Raw genomic sequence first — 20,313 nt, forward strand, 5'->3', positions numbered from 1 at the left:
CCGGTCGACCCGGGCGACGACTACTTGCGGACGATGTCCGCCACGAAGAACTGCGAGTTCAGGCCGTTGACGCCGTACCCCGAGACGTCGCTCGCGGCGACGACGATCTGCGGGTAGAGGTAGAGCCACACGCTCGCCGCGTCCTCGGCGATCTGCTCGTTGACGAGCTTCAGCTTCGCCGTCTGCTCCTCGGTGGTCGTCGCCTGCTCGGCCTCCGACACCCACTGGGTCACCTCGGGGTTGTCGTAGCCCCAGTAGAAGTCCGGGTTGCCGTACCAGACGACGTCGCGGTCGTTCACGTGCTCCTGGAGGGTCGCCTGGAAGTCGCGTTCCTTGAACACCTTCGAGTACCACTCGTCCGCGCTGATCGTGTTGATCTCGACCGTGATGCCGACCTTCGCGAGTTCGCTCTGGAGGAACTCGGCGACGGCCGGGTGCGGGTCGTAGCTCGGGGTGTCGAGGGTGAAGGTGAAGCCGTCGGCGAAGCCCGCTTCGGCGAGCTGCTGCTTGGCGAGCTCGGGGTCGTACGGGTTCACCTGCGTGAGGTCCTCGTACCAGGGGTCCGTCGGCGGGACCATCGATCCGATGAGCGTGCCGTAGTCGCCCCAGATGGACGAGAGCAGCTTCTTGGTGTCGATCGCGGAGTACACGGCCTTGCGGACGAGCGCCTGGTCGAACGGGGCGACCCGGTCGTTGAAGGCGAGCAGCTCCTTCGTCGTGGAGTCGCCGTCGGAGACGACGTAGTCCGCGTTGTCGGTGAACTGGCTCAGCTGGTCGGGGCTCTGCACGCTCGTGATGATGTCGATCTGCTTCGTGACGAGCGCATTGCTGAGCGCGGTCGCGTCGGTGAAGTAGGTGAAGACCACCTCCGCGTTCTTGGCGGGCTCACCCCAGTAGTCGTCCCAGCGCTCGAGGCTCAGGGTGCTGCCGCGCTTCCAGTCGCCGAGCGTGTACGGACCCGTGCCGTCCTCGGTGGTCTTGAGGTCCTTCGCCGCGTCGTTGACGATCCAGACGTAGCTCAGGTTGTAGATGAAGGAGATGGAGCGCTCGGAGAGGGTGATCACGACCGTCTTGTCGTCGGGGGTCGCGATGTCGGAGATCACCGCGAAGCTGCTCTTCCGCGCCGACTGCGAGTCCTCGGCGGTCACGGCTTCGATGCTCGACTTCACGTCCGCCGAGGTGAGCGGGTCGCCGGAGTGGAAGGTGACGCCGTCCTTGAGGGTGAACGTGTACGTCAGGCCGTCGTCGCTCACCGTGCTGTCGGCGGCGAGCACCGGCTCGACCTCGCCGTCGTCCGTGAGGCGGTACAGGCCCTCGTACACGTTGCCGGTGAAGGCCTCCGTGACGCCCTGGCCGCCGCCGCCGGTGTTGCTGAGGTTCTGCGGCTCGTAGAGCGAGCCGATGGCGATGGTCGCGTCGTCGCCCGTCGCCGAACTGCCACCACCACCGGCGCAGCCGGCGAGGGCGACGGCGGCGGCGACGGACAGGGCGACGAGCCCGATGGTTCTCTTCACGGATACTCCTGTGGTGTGGGTGTGATGATGCTGGTGCAGGCTGTGGGGTGCTGGGGGTCAGACGGCGTAGAGGTCGAAGCCCTCGCGGAGCCGGACGATCCGTTCCCCGGCGAGGACGTCTCCGGTGAACCGGTTCTGCGGCGGCGGCATCGGACAGTTGTACTGCACGGAGAAGCCGCAGGGCGGTACGAACGCGCGGTTGAAGTCGAGGACGACCTCGCCCGCCGTACCGAAGCCGCCGTCGTCGGTCCGCTGCACGAACAGGAACCGACCGGCGCCGTAGGTGCCCGACTCGTCGTCGCGGCCGTTCGTCGCGTCGCCGAACACGAGGAGGAGCGTGCCGCCGTCGTCGAAGGCGCTCATCGTGTACTCGACGCCGTCCCGCGTGAACACGATGTCGCCGGGGACGACGAGCTCCCGTGATCCGCCGTTGTCGCGGATGTGCTCGAAGGGCACGGTCCGCGAGCCGTCGACCGGCGTGAACCGCGCCGTCTGGACCCAGGCGGGGTCGTACGGGAACACCTCGATGCCGTCGAACGCGCGGATGGCGGGTGCGTTCGCGTCCCATCGGCGGATGCCGACCTCGTCCTGGCCGGTGTCGAGGTGGGTGCGGCGGAGCGTCGTCACCGTGACGCCGCTCGGCTGCTCGGCGGCGATGCCCGCTGCGGCCTCGTCGACGGTGGCCGGCGTCTCCTCCGGGAGCCACCGTGTCTCGACGAGGGCGAGGTTGCCGAGCGGCGCGGTCACGGCGGCTCGACGCTCGTCGCGCCAGGCATCGTGCTCGGCGATCGCGTTCGGCTGCGGGGCGGTGTGGATCGGCATGTCTCGATTCTCCGGATGACGACGGGCGGGTCCCAATCGTGTGTCCTTCGGAGTCCAGCTCGTTTCGGGCGGGAACTATTCCCGAGCCCGGCGACAACCCGGCGCGGGACGGCGAGCGACGGGGTCGCGACGTTCTGGGAGGATGTCCTCATGAACGCCACGCTCGTCCGCATGCCCGCCGATCGACTGCGGGGGTGGATGCTCGCCGCGAACGCGCAGTACCGCCTCGAACGCATCGAGGCGGGGGAGACCGAGGCAGAGGCGACGGCGAAGGCGGCGCAGTCCCTCGCCGAGACGTTCCCGGCCGGCCGGCTCCAGGTCGGACACCTCGTCTTCGAGGTGGTCCTCGACGAAGCTGCGGTCGGCGTGCTCTGGATCGGACCGCGGAGCACGAGCCACCCGGACGAGTGGTGGATCTGGGACGTGGAGATCGACGAGTCGTTCCGCGGGCGTGGGCTCGGCCGGCAGGCCATGCAGCTCGCCGAGACGGCGGCCAAGGAGCAGGGCGCGAAGACGCTCGGGCTGAACGTCTTCGGGTTCAACCGGATCGCGCGCGGCCTGTACGAATCGCTCGGCTACGAGACGATGGCCGTGCAGATGCGCAAGGCGCTCTAACGCGGGTCCAGCCCGTCGATCAGCTCGGTCATGACCCGGTCGGCGAGTGACGGAGGCTTCGGGTGCCCGTCGGCGGTGGTCCGCGAGGTCGTCGCCCGGTCGAGCGCGAGGACCTCGCCGTGGAGGTGCTCCATCTTCGCGTCGAGCCTCGAGGCCGCCTCGGCTGCGTGCTTGAGCTCGGCGAGCAGGCTGTCCGGCACGGCCTTGTCGTACTTGTAGTAGATCTTGTGTTCGAGGCTCGCCCAGAAGTCCATGGCGATCGTCCGGAACTGGATCTCGACGGGCACCTGCACGACGCCGTCGGACATGAACACCGGAACCTCGACGATCACGTGGAGGCTCTGGTACCCGTTCGGCTTCGGGTTCGCGATGTAGTCCTTGACCTTCACCACGGTGATGTCCTGCTGGCTCGTCAGGAGTTCGAACACCTTGTACGTGTCGGAGATGAAGCTGCAGGTGACGCGGATACCGGCGATGTCCGTGATGTGTTCGCGGATGTCGTCGATGTCCTGCCCGTACTGCTTGCGTTCGATCTTGCCGATGATGCTCTCCGGCGACTTCAACCGCGAGCTGATGTGCTCGATCGGGTTGTAGTCGTGGATCTGCGTGAACTCCTCCTTGAGGATGTTGAGCTTCGTGGTGATCTCGTCGATGCCGAACTTGTACAGCATCATGAACCGCGTGAACTCGTCCTTGAGGCGCTTCAGCTCCTCGAGGTTGTCCGACGACGTTGGTCCGGTCATGGGCGTGCGCTCCAGCTCTATCTCCGACGGGCCGACGGCCCGCTCGCACTCTACTGAAGCGGCCTTGGAACGCCTCTCAGCCTCCTGTGAATCAGGACCGTGCCGGGCCGTTCAATGCTGCAGGGCCGCGCGGCGACGTGACGAGGCCTGGAGCCGGCGGGCGCGCCCGGCGGTCAGCATCAGGCCGAGGACGACCCCGGCGACGGCACCCGACGTGTTCGCGAGGAGGTCGCGGGGATCGCTCACGCGTCCGGGGATCGCGAGCTGCGCGGCCTCGATGCCGACCGTCAGCGTTGCCGCGACGAGGATGGCGAGCCACCAGCGCCGCCGTCCGAGCAGGAGCAAGAAGAAGACGCCGATCGGGACGAACATGGCGATGTTCGCTCCGAACTCCAGACGCTCGTAGGTGACCCACGCCGTCGACTCCCACCGGGCGAGGATGTCGACGAGTCGGTACACGAGGGACTCGGTCCGGCCGTCGAAGGGCCGTGGGCCGAGGGTGATGGCCGCCACGAGCGCGAGGTACACCACGGTGAGGGTGCTGAGCACGGGATGGCGGCGGAACATCGGCCCAGCATGCCCGAGCCACCTTGGCGGCGCTTGAGTGTTCCCTGGACGGGGACGATGCGTCGCCGATGAGGCCGGGAGGGTCGTCAGCTGCGCGTCAGCGCCCCCGCAACCGCTCGATGTCGCGACGTTCACGCTTCGTCGGTCGACCGGCGCCGCGGTCTCGGACGGCCACGACCTGCCGTTCCGCCGGCGTCGGCAGCGGGGGAGAGCGGTCGATGAGGCACTCCGCCGCGACGTCCGCGCCGACCCGTTTCGCGATGAGGCGTCGGACCTCGACGATCCGGTCGAAGCCCGCCACGCGGAGCCGGACCTCGTCGCCGATCCTGACGGGTTGTGCCGGCTTCGCCCGATCGCCGTTGACCCGGACGTGGCCGGCTCGACAGGCTGTCGCGCCGGCCGAGCGGGTCTTCGTCAGCCGGACCGCCCAGATCCATGCGTCGACGCGTACGCTCGACGGGCTGTCCATCCTCCGATGGTAGAGCAGCCCATCGGTAGACTCGACCCGTGACTGACGGGGCGGGGCGCGGGGCTCGACGGACCGGTGAAGACCGCGTCGTCACCCTCCCCAACGCGCTCAGCGTCTTCCGGATCCTCCTCGTCCCGGTCTTCCTGGTCCTCCTCGTGCAGGGGCAGGACCTCTGGGCCCTCGCGACGCTCGCATTCTCCGGCGTCACCGACCTGCTCGACGGGTGGATCGCGCGACGGTTCGACCAGATGACGAAGCTCGGTCGACAACTCGATCCGGCCGCCGATCGCCTCTACATCCTCGCGGCGTTGATCGGTCTCGCGGCCCGCGGACTCATCCCGTGGTGGTTGCTCATCGTCGTCTTCGCCCGCGACCTGCTGCTCGTCGGGCTCGCCGTCGTCCTCCACCGGTCGGGTACGGGCGTGCTGCCCGTCATCCGCGTGGGGAAGTGGGGCACGGCACTCCTCTTCATCGGACTCCCGGTCCTCATGCTCGGTCAGGCGTTCCCCGCCGTCGCGATGATCGCGACGCCGCTCGGTTGGGTGTCGGTGATCGCCGGAGCGACGCTCTACTGGTGGGCCGGCATCCTCTACCTGCTGCAGACCGTCCGCATCTCGGGGGATGCCCGTTCGAAGCAGCGGGAACGGGCCGGATCCGGCGGATCACCCTCGACCGGGCGGCTCGACAGTGACGCCACATCGGATACGCTTGACGGAGAGGAGGTCGACGGTGGCTGAGCACGATGAGAAGTATCCCGCGACCGGGGCGTACACGCCGGGAGCCGTCGACGACGGTGCCCCGACGAGCGGCTCGGGCGATCGGGAAGTCGACACGACACTGACCTTCGGTGAAGACCTCGGAGCGGCCCTCGCGGCGATCGACTCCGACGTCACCGCTGAGGAGCACGAGGCGATCGCGGCCCTGCCGTCCGGCTCCGCGCTGTTGATCGTCCGTCGTGGTCCGAACGCCGGTGCGCGGTTCCTCCTCGACGCCGACGTCACCACCGTCGGACGTCACCCCGAGGCCGACATCTTCCTCGACGACGTCACGGTGTCGCGTCGGCACACCGAGTTCCACCGTCACGGGACCGCGTTCGAGATCCGCGACCTCAACTCCCTGAACGGCACGTACTTCGACGGCGTCCGCATCGACAAGGCGATCCTGCGCGACGCCGCCGAGGTGCAGATCGGCAAGTTCCGCCTCACCTTCTACGCGTCGCGGATCGACCTCGCCTCCCAGCTGGGAAGCTAGTGGCGGCAGCCAGCGCGAACGCGCGAAGCGACGGCGCTCCGCTGCTGAGCATCGGGCAGGTCCTCGCACGCCTCACTCCGGAGTTCCCCGAGCTGAGCAATTCGAAGCTCCGGTTCCTCGAGGAGCAGGGGCTGGTGTCCCCGGCGCGGACGAAGTCCGGCTACCGGAAGTTCTCGAGCGAGGACCTCGAACGCCTGCGATTGATCCTGTCCATGCAGCGCGACCACTACTTCCCCCTCAAGGTCATCCGCACCTACCTCGTCGAGGTCGACGCTGGGCGGTCGCCGCTGTTCCCGGGCAGCGGGCAAGCGGCCGGCGCGCCATCGATCCATCCCGGGGTCCGCAGGTTCTCCCGGAACGAACTGATCCGTGAAGCCGGCGCCACCCCGATGCTGTTCAACGACGCCGTGAGCGCGTCGCTCATCCTCCCCGCCGAGAATTACGGCGAGGACGTCGCGTCCCTTCTGCGGATCCTCGTGGAGCTGCAGCGCTCCGGCATCGAACCCCGGCACCTCCGCGGGTTCCGCGCCTCGATCGAGCGCGAGGTCGGGCTCATCGAGAGTGCGTTGAGCGCCGTTGCCAAGCGGAACGACGCCGCCAGCCGGGCACGTACCGCCGACCGGGCGCTGGAGATCGCCGCACAGCTCGAGGGCGTGCGGTCGAACCTCGTCCGCTCGGCACTCGAGCGACACCAATCCTCCTGATCGACCTCCCAGGGCGTAGACTGCCCTCATCCATCACGGCCAGGTCACAGTTCGATCACTCGTCACGACACGCCGCCCGTTTCGAACGGATGTCGCGGCGTTGACCGGGGCGGATCGGTAGCGTGGTGGGAGTGGTCAAGTCGGCTCGACGCCCCCGTCGAGACCGTACCGACCGTGCAGCGAACATCGAGGAGAAGCAGACATGAGTGAACTCAGTCGCGACGGGGCGTCACGGTACGGTGACCTCGGGCTGCTGTTCACCGACGGGCTTCCGGAACTCGAAGAGGGCCAGGGCTACCGCGGAGCGGTCGCCGCCCGTGCAGCCGGAATCAGCTACCGCCAGCTCGACTACTGGGCCCGGACGGGTCTGGTCGAGCCGACCGTGCGCGGTGCATCCGGATCCGGAACGCAGCGTCTCTACGGTTTCCGCGACATCCTCGTCCTCAAGCTCGTCAAGCGACTGCTCGACACGGGCATCTCCCTGCAGCAGATCCGTACGGCGGTCGACCAGCTCCGCGAAGCGGGCATCGTCGACCTCGCCCAGACCACGCTCATGAGCGACGGCGCGAGTGTCTACCTCTGCACCTCCAATGACGAGGTCATCGACCTCGTCAGCCGCGGACAGGGCGTCTTCGGCATCGCCGTCGGCAAGGTGCTGCGCGAGGTGGAGTCGACGCTCATCGAGTTCGACGCACAGTCGGCCGACCCCATGGACGAGCTCGCAGCACGTCGCTCCGCTCGGAGCGCCTGACCCGAGCCGAAGGCGCCGGTCCCTGAGCCTGTCGAAGGGCCGCTCCCTGAGACTGTCGAAGGGCTCACCGACGCGCGCCACACGTTCCCTCAGCACGGATCCCTGGTACTTGGTGCTCCTGCCCGTCCCTGAGCGCTCCTGCCGGTCCCTGAACCTGTCGAAGGGCGACCCGAGCGAGCGCTTGGTCCGTGAGCCGACTGAACGGTCTCGCCGCGACCTCAGCTGTCGGTGGAGGGCGCCTCGACGGCAGTGGGACTGGTGACGACAGCCGGCTCCGGGGGAGCGCCGTTGGCGTACTCGCCGACGCGGCCCGTGCGCAGCACGCGGTCGAGGAGCGAATCGAAGTTCTTCGCCATCTCCTGCGCCGTGTCGCCCGGCCACACGTGGACAGGTTTGGCGGCACCCTGAGCCTGCTGGAGGGACGTGCGCTCCAACAGCTGCGGGTTGAGGATGAGGGGACCGAACATGTCGCGCAGTTCCTTGATGCGGAACTGGTGCTCCATCGACTGCGGACGCACCCGGTTGACGATGATGCCGAGCGGCTGCAGCCGGGGGCTCAGCCCACGACGGATCTCCTCGACGGCGCGGAGCGCGCGGTCGGCTGCGGAGACCGAGAACAGGCCCGGCTCCGTGACGACGGCGACGCGGTCGCTCGCCGCCCAGGCGGTGCGGGTGAGTGCGTTGAGCGAGGGGGCGCTGTCGATCAGGACGAGGTCGTACTCCTCCTCGACGTGCGCGAGCGCCTCTTCCAGGCGCCAGATGTCGCGGATGCTGGGGTGCGGGCCGTCGAAGTTGATCGCAGACGGGCTGCCGATCATGACGTCCATCTTGCCCGGGTGGATCTTCGTCCAGCCGCTCGCCACGATCGCCTGCTCGACGATCTTCTTCTTCGGCGAGGTCAGCACATCCGTCACCGTGAGGTGCCCTGCGACGTCGACGGCCATGCCGGTCGAGACGTCGGATTGGGGGTCGAGATCCACGACCAGCGTGCGGATATCCTTCGAGAACGCGGCGGAAGCCAGGCCAAGGGTGACGGTGGTCTTGCCGACGCCCCCCTTCAGGGAGCTAACGCTGAGTACATGCACAAGGCTCAACGTTACCGTGACTAGGCTAGGGAATCTCAACGTTTGCTGAGTTGGCTGTTGTGGGAAGGGTTCCATGTTCAGGAAGATTCTTGTCGCCAATCGCGGAGAGATCGCCATCCGGGCGTTCCGTGCCGCGTACGAGCTGGGGGCGAAGACGGTTGCGGTGTTCCCCTATGAGGACCGCAACTCGATGCATCGGCTGAAGGCCGATGAGGCTTACCAGATCGGCACGGAGGGTCATCCGGTGCGCGCCTACCTCGACGTCTCGGAGATCATCCGCGTCGCGAAGGAGTCGGGCGCCGACGCGATCTACCCCGGGTACGGCTTCCTCTCCGAGAATCCGGAGCTGGCCGAGGCCGCCCGAGCAGCCGGCATCACCTTCATCGGTCCGCCGTCCTCCGTCCTGGAGATGGCCGGCAACAAGGTGACCGCCAAGGAGCACGCCATCGCGGCCGGGGTCCCGGTCCTGAAGTCCACGCCGGCCAGCCGCGACATCGAAGAGCTGCTCGCCGGTGCCGCCGACATCGGGTTCCCGATCTTCGCGAAGGCGGTCGCCGGCGGCGGCGGCCGTGGCATGCGCCGCGTCGACAACGCCGAGGACCTCCGTGGCGCTCTCGAGGCCGCCATGCGCGAGGCGGACAGCGCCTTCGGCGACCCGACGATGTTCCTCGAGCAGGCCGTCGTCCGCCCGCGGCACATCGAGGTCCAGATCCTGGCGAGCGCCGACGGCGAGACCATCCACCTCTTCGAGCGCGACTGCTCGGTGCAGCGCCGGCACCAGAAGGTCGTCGAGATCGCGCCGGCCCCGAATCTCGACGAGGACACCCGTCAGGCGATGTACCGCGACGCCATCGCGTTCGCCAAGTCGATCGGCTACGTCAACGCCGGGACGGTCGAGTTCCTGCTCGACACCGCGGGGGAGCGGGCCGGTCAGCACGTGTTCATCGAGATGAACCCGCGCATCCAGGTCGAGCACACCGTGACCGAGGAGGTCACGGACGTCGACCTCGTCCAGTCGCAGATGCGCATCGCCGCCGGCGAGTCGCTCGGCGACCTCGGCCTCACGCAGGAGTCCCTGCACCTCCGCGGCTTCGCGCTCCAGTGCCGCATCACCACCGAGGACCCCACGGCGGGCTTCCGTCCCGACACCGGGAAGATCACGACCTACCGCTCTCCGGGCGGCGGCGGCATCCGACTCGACGGCGGCACGGTCGCCTCCGGTGCACAGATCAGCCCCCACTTCGACTCGATGCTCGCGAAGCTCACCTGCCGTGGGCGCACATTCGAGGCGGCCGTCACGCGCGCCAAGCGCGCCCTCGCCGAGTTCCGCATCCGCGGCGTCTCCACGAACATCCCCTTCCTGCAGGCGGTCCTCGAAGACGCCTCGTTCGTGGCCGGCGACCTCAGCACCTCCTTCATCGACGAGCGTCCGCAGCTCCTGCGCGGGCACGTCTCGAAGGACCGCGGGACGAAGATCGTCAACTGGCTCGCCGACGTCACGGTCAACCAGCCCAACGGGTCGCGTCCGTCCGGCGCGGACCCGGTCGACAAGCTGCCCGCGATCGACATCACGACCGACGCCCCGGCCGGCTCGCGTCAGCGACTGCTCGAGCTCGGCCCGAAGGGCTTCGCTGACGCCCTCCGCGCTCAGACCGCCCTCGCCGTGACCGAGACCACCTTCCGCGACGCCCACCAGTCGCTCCTGGCCACGCGCGTCCGGACGAAGGACCTCCTCGCGGTCGCACCGTTCGTCTCCCGGCTCACCCCCGAACTGCTGTCCGTCGAGGCCTGGGGTGGCGCGACGTACGACGTGGCCCTCCGCTTCCTCGGTGAGGAGCCGTGGGAGCGACTGGCCTCGCTGCGTCAGGCGATGCCGAACATCGCGATCCAGATGCTGCTGCGCGGCCGGAACACCGTCGGCTACACGCCCTATCCCACGGAGGTGACGAACGCCTTCGTGCGGGAGGCCGCCGACACCGGGATCGACATCTTCCGGATCTTCGACGCCCTCAACGACGTGTCGCAGATGCGCCCGGCCATCGACGCGGTCCTGGAGACGGGGACGACCGTCGCGGAGGTCGCCGTCTGCTACACCGGTGACCTGCTGAACCCGGCCGAGGACCTCTACACCCTCGACTACTACCTCCGTCTCGCCGAGAAGATCGTCGAGTCCGGTGCCCACGTGCTCGCCATCAAGGACATGGCGGGGCTCCTCCGTCCGTCCGCGGCGGCCAAGCTCGTCGCGGCGTTCCGCGAGCGGTTCGACCTGCCGGTCCACGTGCACACGCACGACACCCCCGGTGGACAGCTGGCGACCCTCCTCGCGGCGAGCAACGCGGGCGCCGACGCCGTCGACGTCGCGAGCGCGCCGATGGCCGGCACGACGAGTCAGCCGTCCGCGTCCTCGCTGGTCGCCGCGCTGGCCCACACCGAGCGCGACACCGGCATCTCCCTGCAGGGGATCGCCGACCTCGAGCCCTACTGGGAGGCCGTCCGCGCGATGTACCGGCCGTTCGAGTCAGGACTCGCGGGCCCGACCGGTCGCGTGTACACGCACGAGATCCCGGGCGGTCAGCTGTCGAACCTCCGCCAGCAGGCGATCGCCCTGGGGCTCGCGGACCACTTCGAGCTCATCGAGGACATGTACGCGGCCTCCAACAAGATCCTCGGTCGGGTGCCCAAGGTGACCCCGTCGAGCAAGGTCGTCGGCGACCTCGCGCTCCACCTCGCCGCCGTCAAGGCGGATCCGGCCGACTTCGAGGCCAACCCCGACAAGTACGACGTCCCGGACTCCGTCGTGGGGTTCATGGCGGGCGAACTCGGGGAGCTCCCGGGCGGATGGCCTGAGCCGTTCCGCTCGAAGGTCCTCGCCGGTCGTTCCGTCGACATCGGGATCACGCCGATCTCCGCTGAAGACCAGGCCTCGCTCGACGGCGAGTCCGCCGAGCGCCGGTCGACCCTCAACCGGCTGTTGTTCCCGGCGCCGACCAAGCAGTTCGAGCAGCAGCGCGACCTGTACGGCGACCTCTCCGTCGTCGACACCGCCGACTACCTGTACGGCCTCGAGCCGGGCATGGAGCACGTCGTCGAGATCGACAAGGGCGTCCGGCTGTTCGTCGGGCTCGAAGCGATCGGCGCGGCCGACGAGAAGGGCATGCGCACCGTCATGGCGACCCTCAACGGGCAGTTGCGTCCGGTGTTCGTCCGCGACCGCAGCATCGAGGTCGACTCCCGCGCTGCAGAGAAGGCCGACACCTCCGTCCCCGGCCAGGTGGCCGCGCCGTTCTCCGGCGTCGTGACCGTGAAGGTCGCCGTCGGCGACCGCGTCGAGGCGGGCCAGCCGGTCGCCTCGATCGAGGCCATGAAGATGGAGGCGGCGATCACGACCGCCGTCGCCGGCGTCGTCGAGCGCCTCGCCATCCCGGCGACCCAGCAGGTCGAGGCGGGCGACCTGCTCGTCGTCGTGAAGCCGAGCGCCTGACCCTCCCGAGACCGGCCGCGTCCCTCCTCGAGGCGACGCGGCCGGTCTCCGCGTCCACCACACCTGTCCCGCCCGGAAGGATCCAACCCGTGACGACACGACCCATCAGACACTTCGGCGACCCGGTCCTGAAGGCTCCGACGGCCGAGGTCGTCACGATCGACGACGACATCCGCAGCCTCGTCCGCGATCTCGTGGACAGCGTGGAGCTCCCCGGTCGTGCCGGCGTCGCCGCGACGCAGATCGGCGTCGGGCTCCGCGTGTTCAGCTACAACGTCGACGGCGTCATCGGGTATCTCATCAACCCGAAGCTCGTCGAGGTGCGCGGTGAACTCGAGGAGATCGGCGAGGGCTGCCTGTCGGTGCCCGGGCTCTGGTTCCCGACGCCGCGCCATCCCTACGCGCGTGCCGTCGGCATCGACCTCGACGGGCAGGAGCTCGTCGTCGAGGGTGAAGGACTCCTCGCCCAAGCCCTGCAGCACGAGACCGACCACCTCGACGGCATGCTCTACCTCGACCGACTGTCGAAGGAGCACCGCCGCGAGGCGATGAAGCAGGTCCGCGAGAGCGACTGGTTCTAGACGCCAGTCGACGGGCCCGGCGGTCGTCGATCGACCGCCGAGCCCGTCGAGGCGCTACTTCAGGGACATCCCCTGGGTCTCGGGCGAACCCGCTCCGAGGTACATGCCCTCGATCGTCTCTGCGAAGTCCTTGAGGATCACGTTCCGCTTGATGCTGAGCTTCGGCGTGAGGTGACCGCTCGCCTCGGTGAGCTCGTCGTCGAGGATGACGAACTTGCGGATCGACTCCGCGCGGGACACCTTGGTGTTGGCCTCGTCGATGGCGCGCTGGACGGCGGCGAGCACTGCGGGGTTCCGAGCAGCCTCGGCGGCGCTCATCGACGCGTCCTGGCCGTTGTTGGCGAGCCATGACGGCAGCATCTCGGTGTCGAGCGTGATGAGGGCGCTGATGAACGGCTTCTGATCGCCGACGACGACGACCTGCCCGACGACCGGGGTCGCGCGGATCGGGTCCTCGAGCGCCGCCGGGGCGACGTTCTTGCCGCCCGCGGTGACGATGATCTCCTTCTTCCGCCCGGTGATCGTGAGGAAGCCGTCAGAGTCGAAGGAGCCGATGTCGCCGGTGCGGAACCAGCCGTCGTCGAAGGCCTCCGCCGTCGCCTCGGGGTTCTGCCAGTACTCCTTGAAGACATTGATCCCGCGCACCTCGACCTCGCCGTCGTCGGCGATGCGGAGGGAGACGCCGGGGAGCGCCGGTCCGACCGTCCCGATCTTCGACTTCTGGGCGAGGTTGACCGTCGCGGGCGCGGTTGTCTCGGTGAGGCCGTAGCCCTCGAGGATCACGATGCCGAGCGCGTGGAAGAAGTGACCGAGTCGCGGACCGAGGGGAGCGCTCCCGGAGACCGCGTACCGCACCCGGCCGCCCATGGCCGTGCGGATCTTCGACAGCACGAGGCGGTCGAGGACCCGGAACTTCACCTTCAGGCCGAACGGCACGGAACCGCTCTCGAGGGCCTTCGAGTAGGCGATCCCGGTCTCGGCGGCTGCACGGAAGATCTTGCCCTTGCCGCCGGCCTCCGCCTTCTGCTCGGAGGAGTTGTAGACCTTCTCGAAGACCCGGGGGACCGCGAGGAGGAACGTCGGCTTGAAGGTGCCGAGCGAGGGGAGCAGCTGCTTCGTGTCGGGCTGGTGGCCCGTCTTCACGCCGGAGTGCACGCACAGCACGGCGATGAAGCGCGCGAAGATGTGCGCCGTCGTGATGAAGAGGAGGGTGGAGGCACCGGGAGCGGACACGACGTCCTTGAGCGCGACGGCCGAGTTCCGTGACAGCTCGACGAAGTTCGAGTGGGTGAGGACGCACCCCTTCGGCCGACCGGTCGAGCCGGAGGTGTAGATGAGGGTCGCCATGTCGGAACCCACCGCCAGGTTGCGGCGGCGTTCGATCTCCTCGTCGGGGACGTCGACGCCGCCGGCCGCGATCTTGTCGAGGTCACCGAGGTCGATCTGCCAGACCCGTGCCACATCGGGGAGGTCACCGTGCACCTCGTCGAAGCGGGCGAACTGGTCGGGTGTCTCGACCAGCACGCTCGTCGCTCCGGAGTCGCTGAGGATCCACTGCACCTGGCTCGGCGAGCTGGTCTCGTAGATCGGGACGAGGAGTGCTCCGGCGAACCAGACGGCGAAGTCGATGAGGGTCCACTCGTACCGGGTCTTGCACATGAGCCCGATCTTGTCGCCGGGTTCGATCCCCGCGGCGACGAGGCCCTTCGCCAGGGCGACGACCTGCGCGTGGAACTCGGCGGTGGTCACGTCCACCCACTCCGACCCGCGGGGAACGGCGAACAGCGCGGCGTCGGGCGCAGCAGCCAGGCGCTTCACGAGCAGATCGGTCGCATTGGCGGATGGGTCTGCTGCGACGACTGCAGGGACGTCGAACTGTTCCACGGCAACTCCTTCGGTACCAGGTCGGCAAGATGTTGCTCCATCCTAGAGCACGTGTCTTTGCGCGGTTTCTGTGGCGCGCACACGCTCAGTAGACTCGACTGCGGCGCGCGGGCGACCGACTCGACTGACGGTCGGTCACACGCCGCTGCCGGTATCGGCGACATCAGGACAGGGAGACGGCACCGTTATGGCAAACGCGATCGGCATCGACATCGGCGGGACGAAGATCGCGGGCGGGGTCGTCGACGACGACGGCCGGATCCTCGCGGCCGGGCGCACGCCGACGCAGGCCTCCGATCCCGACGCCATCATCGACGACGTCGTCGCCATGGTCCGATCCTTGGACGACGGCAGCATCTCGAGCGTGGGCGTCGCAGCGCCGGGGTTCTTCGACGCCACGCGCTCGACCGTCTACTACTCGCCGAACATCGCCTGGCGGAACGAGCCCCTGCAGGCCCGGCTGGCCGCGCGGTTGCCCGACAAGGTCGTGACGATCGAGAACGACGCGAACGCCGCGGGTTGGGCCGAGTTCCGGTTCGGTGCGGGGCGCGAGGAACGCAGCATGGTCATGGTGACGATCGGCACGGGTGTCGGCGGAGCGATCGTCCTCGACGACCGGCTCCTCACCGGTGGCTTCGGCAGCGGTGCGGAACTGGGACACATGCGCCTCATCCCGGACGGTCTGCCCTGCGGCTGCGGCGCGCGTGGCTGCGTCGAGCAGTACTGCTCGGGGAACGCGTTGCTCCGACTCGCGAACGAGGCAGCGGACGCCGGTGGCGACGGTGCCGCCCTCGCCCGAGCCCGTGCCGCGGCCGGCGGGCTGCTGAACGGACACCACGTCTCCGCCCTGCTCGAGTCCGGCGATCCCGGCGCCCTCCGGTGCCTCAATGAGCTCGCCGATCTGCTGGGGCAGGCCCTCGCGAGCATGTCGGCCATCCTCGACCCCAACATCTTCGTGATCGGCGGCGGCGTCGCCCAGGCCGGCGACCTCCTCCTGGACCCCGTTCGTGAGGCGTTCCTGACGCACCTCCCGGCGCGCGGGTTCCACCCGGAGCCGTCCTTCAGCATCGCGCAGCTCGTGAACGACGCCGGTGTCATCGGCGCCGGCGATCTCGCCAGGAGCGCCCTCGTCCTCGGCTGACGACGACGGCAAGACGGAGGAGCACGATGTTCTACTGGTTCATGAAGTACCTGGTCGCCGGACCGATCCTCAAGTCGATCTTCCGGCCGTGGGTGATCGGCGCCGAGAACATCCCGGAGCACGGCGGCGCGATCATCGCCAGCAACCACCTGTCCTTCATCGACTCGGTGATCCTCCCGTTGTGCGTCGATCGGCGGATCTCCTTCCTGGCCAAGAGCGAGTACTTCCGCGGCAAGGGATTCGGTGGCTGGGCCACGAAGACCTTCATGCTCGGCACGGGGCAGCTCCCGATCGACCGGTCGGGCGGCAAGGCCTCCGAGGCCTCGCTCAACACCGGGCTCGCGGTCCTCGGTGGCGGTCACCTGCTGGGGATCTATCCGGAGGGCACCCGCAGTCCCGACGGGACGATGTACCGCGGCCGCACCGGCGTCGCGCGGATGGTGCTCGAGGCCGGGGTCCCCATCGTCCCCGTCGCGATGATCGACACCGAGAAGGTCATGCCCATCGGCACGAAGCTGCCCCGGATCCGCCGGATCGGGATCGTCATCGGCAAGCCGCTCGACTTCTCGCGGTTCGAGGGCATGGAGGGCGACCGCTTCATCCTCCGCAGCGTCACGGACGAGTTGATGGTCGAACTCCGCAAGCTCTCGGGCCAGGACTATCGCGACGTCTACGCCACGAGCGTCAAGGAGCGCGCCGCGTCGGCGTGACGCTAAGCTGAAAAACCGGGCCGCGATCGCGGTCCGTTCCCCCTTCCGGGCGGGCTCCGGAGCGCGTCCGGTCGAAGAGAAACAGGAAATCCGTGTCCCACGCTACAGAACCAGTCGTCATGGCCGAACCCTCGGTGATCGCCGGACTGGACTATTGGCGTGAGCTGCCGATCAAGCAGCAGCCGTCATGGCCGGACCAGGCCGCGGTGGCGCGTGCCTCCGCCGAACTCGCGACCCTCCCTCCGCTGGTCTTCGCCGGCGAGGTCGACATCCTGCGCGACCGGTTGGCCAGGGCGGCGAGCGGCAATGCGTTCCTGCTCCAGGGCGGCGACTGCGCCGAGACCTTCGCCGGTGCGACGGCCGAGCAGATCCGCAACCGCGTGAAGACGGTCCTGCAGATGGCCGTCGTGCTCACGTACGGTGCGTCGATGCCGGTCGTCAAGATGGGCCGGATGGCCGGGCAGTTCGCCAAGCCGCGCTCCAACGACTCCGAGACGCGGGGCGACGTCACCCTGCCCGCCTACCGCGGCGACATCGTCAACGGCTACGACTTCACCCCGGAGTCGCGCACGGCCGACCCCGCCCGGCTCGTCAAGGGGTACCACACCTCCGCATCGACGCTGAACCTCATCCGGGCCTTCACCCAGGGCGGGTTCGCCGACCTCCGCGAGGTCCACAGCTGGAACAAGGGGTTCGCCGCCAACCCGGTGAACCACCGGTACGAGGGACTGGCCCGCGACATCGATCGTGCGATCAAGTTCATGGAGGCGGCCGGAGCCGACTTCGACCAGCTGCGCGGTGTCGAGTTCTACTCGAGCCACGAGGCGCTGCTGATGGACTACGAGCGACCGATGACGCGGATCGACTCGCGGACCGGGACGCCGTACAACACCTCGGCCCACTTCGTGTGGATCGGTGAGCGGACCCGTGAGCTCGACGGCGCGCACGTCGACTTCCTGTCGCGCGTGCGCAACCCGATCGGCGTGAAGCTCGGCCCCACCACCTCGGCCGACGACATGCTGCGTCTCATCGACAAGCTCGACCCCGAGCGCGAGCCCGGGCGCCTGACGTTCATCACGCGGATGGGTGCAGGCAAGATCAGGGACGCCCTGCCGCCGTTGCTCGAGGCGATCAAGGGTGCCGACGCGACGCCGCTCTGGGTCACCGATCCGATGCACGGCAACGGACTCACGACGCCCACCGGCTACAAGACGCGTCGCTTCGACGACGTCGTGGACGAGGTCAAGGGGTTCTTCGAAGCCCACCGTGCCGCAGGGACGCACCCCGGTGGCATCCACGTCGAGCTCACCGGCGACGACGTCACCGAGTGCCTGGGCGGCTCCGAGCAGATCGACGAGGCGACCCTGGCGACGCGGTACGAGTCGCTGTGCGATCCGCGCCTCAACCACATGCAGTCGCTCGAGCTCGCCTTCCTCGTGGCGGAGGAGCTCGCCGCCGCGAAGTAGGTCTCACACGACGAAGCGCCCGTGCCGGGTCCGGCATGGGCGCTTCGTCGTTTGGCAGCTGCGAGGGTGGATCGCGCTTCGCCGTGGCTACAGACCGAAGTCGGTGATGTTGACGGTCGAGCCCTTCTTGACGGACTTGCCCGCCGGGGGATCGGTCTTCTTCACCTTGAAGATGTCGCGGAAGGCCTCTGCCACGGCGATGTCGCCGACGGTGAATCCGGCGTCCTGTAGTGCTTTGATGGCTTGATTGATCGTCTGGCCGGTGGTGTCGGGGACGGCGACCAACTCGACGCCCTTGGACACGATCAACGTCACGTCGTCGCCCGGGATGAACGCCGTCTCGTTCCCGTCCGCATCGGTCTTGGCCTGGATGCCGATGACCTGCCCCGCGGGGATCGTGTCGTCGAACGCCTCGTCGGAGGTGCCCACGCCGAGCCCGACGGATTCGAGGGCGTCGCGCGCCTGGTCCGGCGTCATCCCTGAGACCGAGGGCACCTGTCCGGCCGACACGAGCAACGTCACCGTGGAGCCTTGAAAGGACGGCCCGCCCTGGCTGTAGTCGGCTCCCGAGGTCGCGTCGGTCGCCGCGAGCACGATGTCCTTCGCGATGCTCGGGTCGAACTGCTGGTTCACGGTGCCGACGGCGACGCCGAGCGCGTCCAACTGCTGTTCGGCGTCGGACTGTGCGAGCCCGGCGAGGACCGGGATGTCCACCGGCTGCGGTCCCTGGGAGACGAGGACCGTGACGGAGCTGCCCTTGTCGATCTTCGACCCGGACGGCGGATCGCTGCCGGCGACCGTGCCGGCCGGGACGGTGAGGCTGAACGTCGCGCCTTCGACGGGCACGAAGCCCAGCTCCACGAGTTTGGCGGACGCCTGGTCGAAACTCCCGTCGGCGACGTTCGGGACCTCGACGAGCGAGCCGGGGCCCTGGCCGAAGTACCATCCGGTCCCACCGGCGAGCGCGGCGAGCATGAGGACGATCGTGAACAGCGCGACGCCCACGCGGCTGCGCTTGCGCGCCTTCGTGGCGAGCTTGCCCGGACCGTCCGTCGCGTCGGCGCGCACCGGGACCTGCTGCGGTTTGGTGTTGCGGCCGATGACCTGGGTGACGTCGTCGGCGTGCTCGCTCGAGTAGGAGGCCGGCATGACGATCGTGGGTTGCGCCCCGGTGGCGACCGAGGTGAACCCGAGACTGGACTCGATGGACCGCAGGCGCTCGAGCATCTCGCCGGCGTTCGACGGACGATCGTCCGGTTCGCGCTCGGTGGCCCAGAAGACGAGGTCGTCGAGTTCCTTCGGGACGGCGGGGTTCTTGGCGCTCGGTGCGGGGACCGATTCGTTGGCGTGCTGGTAGGCGATCTGCATCGGCTGCTCGCCCTTGTAGGGCTGCTCGCCGGTGAGCATCTCGTAGAGCATGATCCCGAGCGCGTAGATGTCGCTCCGCGCGTCGGCCTGTCCACGGGTGACGAGTTCGGGGGAGAGGTAGGCGATCGTGCCGAGGAGCGCTTGGCCGGTGGCCGTGTTCGCGCTCGCGGCTCTCGCGAGGCCGAAGTCGCCGATCTTGATTCGTCCGTCGTCAGCGAGGAGGACGTTCTCCGGCTTGACGTCGCGGTGGACGATGCCGGCGCGGTGCGCGGCGGCGAGTCCGGACAGTACGGCGTCGAGGATGTCGGCGGCCTGCCGAGGGGTCAGCGTGCCGTTGTCGCGGATGAGGTCGCGGAGGGTGATCCCCGGCAGGTGCTCCATGACGAGGTACGCCATGTCGGAGTCCTGGCCCTGGTCGAACACGCTGACGACGTGCGGGTTCGCGAGCCGCGCGGCGGAGCGCGCCTCCTGGATGAAGCGGTTCTTGAACGTCGTGTCGTCCGAGAGGTGGCCGTGCATGACCTTGATCGCGACGCGCCGTTCCAGCCGGAGGTCCGTGGCGAGGTAGACCGTCGCCATGCCGCCACGGGCGATGCGTGAGCGCACCTGATATCTCCCGTCGAGGAGACGGCCGATCATCGGATCGGTCTGCTGGTTGCTACTCACCAGTCGAGTGTATGGAACGTCGAGCGCGAAGAGCTGTCAACACCCCGGGAGGGCGGCGAGGCGCCTGGATCGTTACCCGAACGCGATCCGACGGCGACGAGCGGAGCGCGGTCGTGGCAGACTGCTGTGCGTGACTGAGCAGAATTCCGAACTCGTGTGGTTCACCCTTCCCGATCTGGCGACCGAACTCGGGCTGCCGATCCGACGCATCCGTCAGTACCTCGAGGAGCGCGACCTCCTCGCCGTCCGGCGTGACGGCGTGCTGCAGGTGCCGTCGTCGTTCATCGCGGACGGCGGGCCGGTGCACAACCTGCGCGGCACGCTGACGCTGCTGTCCGACAACGGCTTCGACGACGAGGCCGCGATGGTCTGGATGCTCGAGGACGACGACGCGATCGGGACCTCGCCGATCGAAGCCCTCCGCGAGGGACGACGGTCCGAGGTTCGCCGGGTGGCTCAGGCGCTCGCCTGATCCCACGCCGTCCGAGCCGGACT

The 20,313-nt window shown here is 68.6% G+C and carries 19 protein-coding genes; 11 read left to right on the top strand and 8 right to left on the bottom strand.

Annotated elements, in window-relative coordinates:
• Nucleotides 1-20 precede the first annotated feature (20 nt).
• Nucleotides 21-1,514, bottom strand: a complete 1,494-nt coding sequence (locus IFT89_RS06410; protein ID WP_193555812.1) for an ABC transporter substrate-binding protein — start codon at nt 1,512-1,514, stop codon at nt 21-23.
• 57 nt (nt 1,515-1,571) lie between these two features.
• Nucleotides 1,572-2,336 carry a DUF1684 domain-containing protein gene (locus tag IFT89_RS06415; protein WP_202938542.1) on the bottom strand — a complete coding sequence of 255 codons (765 nt, stop codon included), beginning with the start codon at nt 2,334-2,336 and terminating at the stop codon, nt 1,572-1,574.
• A 150-nt stretch (nt 2,337-2,486) separates the two neighbouring features.
• Between IFT89_RS06415 and IFT89_RS06420 the strand changes: the two genes are divergently transcribed.
• Nucleotides 2,487-2,951 carry a GNAT family N-acetyltransferase gene (locus IFT89_RS06420; protein ID WP_085510980.1) on the top strand — a complete coding sequence of 155 codons (465 nt, stop codon included), beginning with the start codon at nt 2,487-2,489 and terminating at the stop codon, nt 2,949-2,951.
• Here IFT89_RS06420 and IFT89_RS06425 read toward each other — a convergent pair.
• From IFT89_RS06425 to IFT89_RS06435, 3 genes are all read right to left on the bottom strand, one after another.
• Complete coding sequence (locus IFT89_RS06425) at nt 2,948-3,694, bottom strand: GTP pyrophosphokinase (protein WP_082916274.1); 747 nt, start codon at nt 3,692-3,694, stop codon at nt 2,948-2,950. The two genes, IFT89_RS06420 and IFT89_RS06425, sit on opposite strands and share 4 nt — an antisense overlap.
• A gap of 111 nt (nt 3,695-3,805) precedes the next feature.
• A complete protein-coding gene (locus tag IFT89_RS06430) occupies nt 3,806-4,261 on the bottom strand; it encodes a VanZ family protein (RefSeq protein ID WP_192017897.1) in 456 nt (151 codons plus the stop codon).
• Between the two features lie 97 nt (nt 4,262-4,358).
• Nucleotides 4,359-4,730 carry an RNA-binding S4 domain-containing protein gene (locus IFT89_RS06435; protein WP_137241606.1) on the bottom strand — a complete coding sequence of 124 codons (372 nt, stop codon included), beginning with the start codon at nt 4,728-4,730 and terminating at the stop codon, nt 4,359-4,361.
• A gap of 38 nt (nt 4,731-4,768) precedes the next feature.
• Here IFT89_RS06435 and IFT89_RS06440 point away from each other — a divergent pair, with 38 nt between their 5' ends.
• The 4 genes from IFT89_RS06440 (at nt 4,769) to IFT89_RS06455 (ending at nt 7,436) form a co-directional block, all read left to right on the top strand.
• The gene (locus tag IFT89_RS06440; RefSeq protein ID WP_192017898.1) at nt 4,769-5,467 is read left to right on the top strand and encodes a CDP-alcohol phosphatidyltransferase family protein; all 699 of its coding nucleotides are present in this window, start codon (nt 4,769-4,771) and stop codon (nt 5,465-5,467) included.
• 100 nt (nt 5,468-5,567) lie between these two features.
• Complete coding sequence (locus IFT89_RS06445) at nt 5,568-5,981, top strand: FHA domain-containing protein (RefSeq protein WP_162530320.1); 414 nt, start codon at nt 5,568-5,570, stop codon at nt 5,979-5,981.
• The gene (gene ftsR / locus IFT89_RS06450) at nt 5,981-6,685 is read left to right on the top strand and encodes a transcriptional regulator FtsR (RefSeq protein WP_202938543.1); all 705 of its coding nucleotides are present in this window, start codon (nt 5,981-5,983) and stop codon (nt 6,683-6,685) included. Before IFT89_RS06445 ends, ftsR begins: the two co-directional genes overlap by 1 nt.
• A 202-nt stretch (nt 6,686-6,887) precedes the next feature.
• Nucleotides 6,888-7,436, top strand: coding sequence for a MerR family transcriptional regulator (locus IFT89_RS06455; RefSeq protein ID WP_064297014.1), 549 nt, complete (start codon nt 6,888-6,890; stop codon nt 7,434-7,436).
• 218 nt (nt 7,437-7,654) lie between these two features.
• Here IFT89_RS06455 and IFT89_RS06460 read toward each other — a convergent pair whose 3' ends face one another.
• Nucleotides 7,655-8,521 (bottom strand): ParA family protein, encoded by an 867-nt coding sequence (locus tag IFT89_RS06460; RefSeq protein ID WP_202938544.1) that lies wholly within the window; start codon nt 8,519-8,521, stop codon nt 7,655-7,657.
• 73 nt (nt 8,522-8,594) lie between these two features.
• Here IFT89_RS06460 and IFT89_RS06465 point away from each other — a divergent pair, with 73 nt between their 5' ends.
• Together IFT89_RS06465 and IFT89_RS06470 are read left to right on the top strand one after the other, a co-directional pair.
• Nucleotides 8,595-12,002 carry a pyruvate carboxylase gene (locus tag IFT89_RS06465; RefSeq protein WP_137241610.1) on the top strand — a complete coding sequence of 1,136 codons (3,408 nt, stop codon included), beginning with the start codon at nt 8,595-8,597 and terminating at the stop codon, nt 12,000-12,002.
• Between the two features lie 89 nt (nt 12,003-12,091).
• Nucleotides 12,092-12,583, top strand: a complete 492-nt coding sequence (locus tag IFT89_RS06470) for a peptide deformylase (RefSeq protein WP_064297012.1) — start codon at nt 12,092-12,094, stop codon at nt 12,581-12,583.
• 54 nt (nt 12,584-12,637) lie between these two features.
• Here IFT89_RS06470 and IFT89_RS06475 read toward each other — a convergent pair whose 3' ends face one another.
• Nucleotides 12,638-14,467, bottom strand: a complete 1,830-nt coding sequence (locus IFT89_RS06475; protein ID WP_137241611.1) for an AMP-dependent synthetase/ligase — start codon at nt 14,465-14,467, stop codon at nt 12,638-12,640.
• Nucleotides 14,468-14,654: 187 nt separating this feature from the next.
• Here IFT89_RS06475 and IFT89_RS06480 point away from each other — a divergent pair, with 187 nt between their 5' ends.
• From IFT89_RS06480 to IFT89_RS06490, 3 genes are all read left to right on the top strand, one after another.
• Nucleotides 14,655-15,608 (top strand): ROK family glucokinase, encoded by a 954-nt coding sequence (locus IFT89_RS06480; RefSeq protein WP_064297010.1) that lies wholly within the window; start codon nt 14,655-14,657, stop codon nt 15,606-15,608.
• Nucleotides 15,609-15,634: 26 nt separating this feature from the next.
• Nucleotides 15,635-16,318 carry a lysophospholipid acyltransferase family protein gene (locus IFT89_RS06485; protein WP_064297009.1) on the top strand — a complete coding sequence of 228 codons (684 nt, stop codon included), beginning with the start codon at nt 15,635-15,637 and terminating at the stop codon, nt 16,316-16,318.
• Nucleotides 16,319-16,437: 119 nt separating this feature from the next.
• Nucleotides 16,438-17,784, top strand: coding sequence for a class II 3-deoxy-7-phosphoheptulonate synthase (locus IFT89_RS06490; protein WP_056005400.1), 1,347 nt, complete (start codon nt 16,438-16,440; stop codon nt 17,782-17,784).
• Between the two features lie 87 nt (nt 17,785-17,871).
• Here IFT89_RS06490 and pknB read toward each other — a convergent pair whose 3' ends face one another.
• Nucleotides 17,872-19,818, bottom strand: a complete 1,947-nt coding sequence (gene pknB, locus IFT89_RS06495; protein ID WP_085510970.1) for a Stk1 family PASTA domain-containing Ser/Thr kinase — start codon at nt 19,816-19,818, stop codon at nt 17,872-17,874.
• 130 nt (nt 19,819-19,948) lie between these two features.
• Here pknB and IFT89_RS06500 point away from each other — a divergent pair, with 130 nt between their 5' ends.
• Complete coding sequence (locus IFT89_RS06500; RefSeq protein ID WP_086473210.1) at nt 19,949-20,290, top strand: Rv2175c family DNA-binding protein; 342 nt, start codon at nt 19,949-19,951, stop codon at nt 20,288-20,290.
• Nucleotides 20,291-20,313: the final 23 nt, after the last annotated feature.

This window comes from Plantibacter sp. CFBP 13570 (assembly GCF_014841395.1).
In the GTDB taxonomy this organism is placed as follows: domain Bacteria; phylum Actinomycetota; class Actinomycetes; order Actinomycetales; family Microbacteriaceae; genus Plantibacter; species Plantibacter auratus.

Coding starts and splice junctions, on each gene's coding strand:
- IFT89_RS06485 (WP_064297009.1), top strand. CDS start 15,635: ATGTTCTACTGGTTCATGAAGTACCTGGTCGCCGGACCGATCCTCAAG.
- IFT89_RS06480 (WP_064297010.1), top strand. CDS start 14,655: ATGGCAAACGCGATCGGCATCGACATCGGCGGGACGAAGATCGCGGGC.
- IFT89_RS06430 (WP_192017897.1), bottom strand. CDS start 4,261: ATGTTCCGCCGCCATCCCGTGCTCAGCACCCTCACCGTGGTGTACCTC.
- IFT89_RS06490 (WP_056005400.1), top strand. CDS start 16,438: ATGGCCGAACCCTCGGTGATCGCCGGACTGGACTATTGGCGTGAGCTG.
- IFT89_RS06465 (WP_137241610.1), top strand. CDS start 8,595: ATGTTCAGGAAGATTCTTGTCGCCAATCGCGGAGAGATCGCCATCCGG.
- IFT89_RS06420 (WP_085510980.1), top strand. CDS start 2,487: ATGAACGCCACGCTCGTCCGCATGCCCGCCGATCGACTGCGGGGGTGG.
- IFT89_RS06435 (WP_137241606.1), bottom strand. CDS start 4,730: ATGGACAGCCCGTCGAGCGTACGCGTCGACGCATGGATCTGGGCGGTC.
- IFT89_RS06425 (WP_082916274.1), bottom strand. CDS start 3,694: ATGACCGGACCAACGTCGTCGGACAACCTCGAGGAGCTGAAGCGCCTC.
- IFT89_RS06415 (WP_202938542.1), bottom strand. CDS start 2,336: ATGCCGATCCACACCGCCCCGCAGCCGAACGCGATCGCCGAGCACGAT.
- IFT89_RS06455 (WP_064297014.1), top strand. CDS start 6,888: ATGAGTGAACTCAGTCGCGACGGGGCGTCACGGTACGGTGACCTCGGG.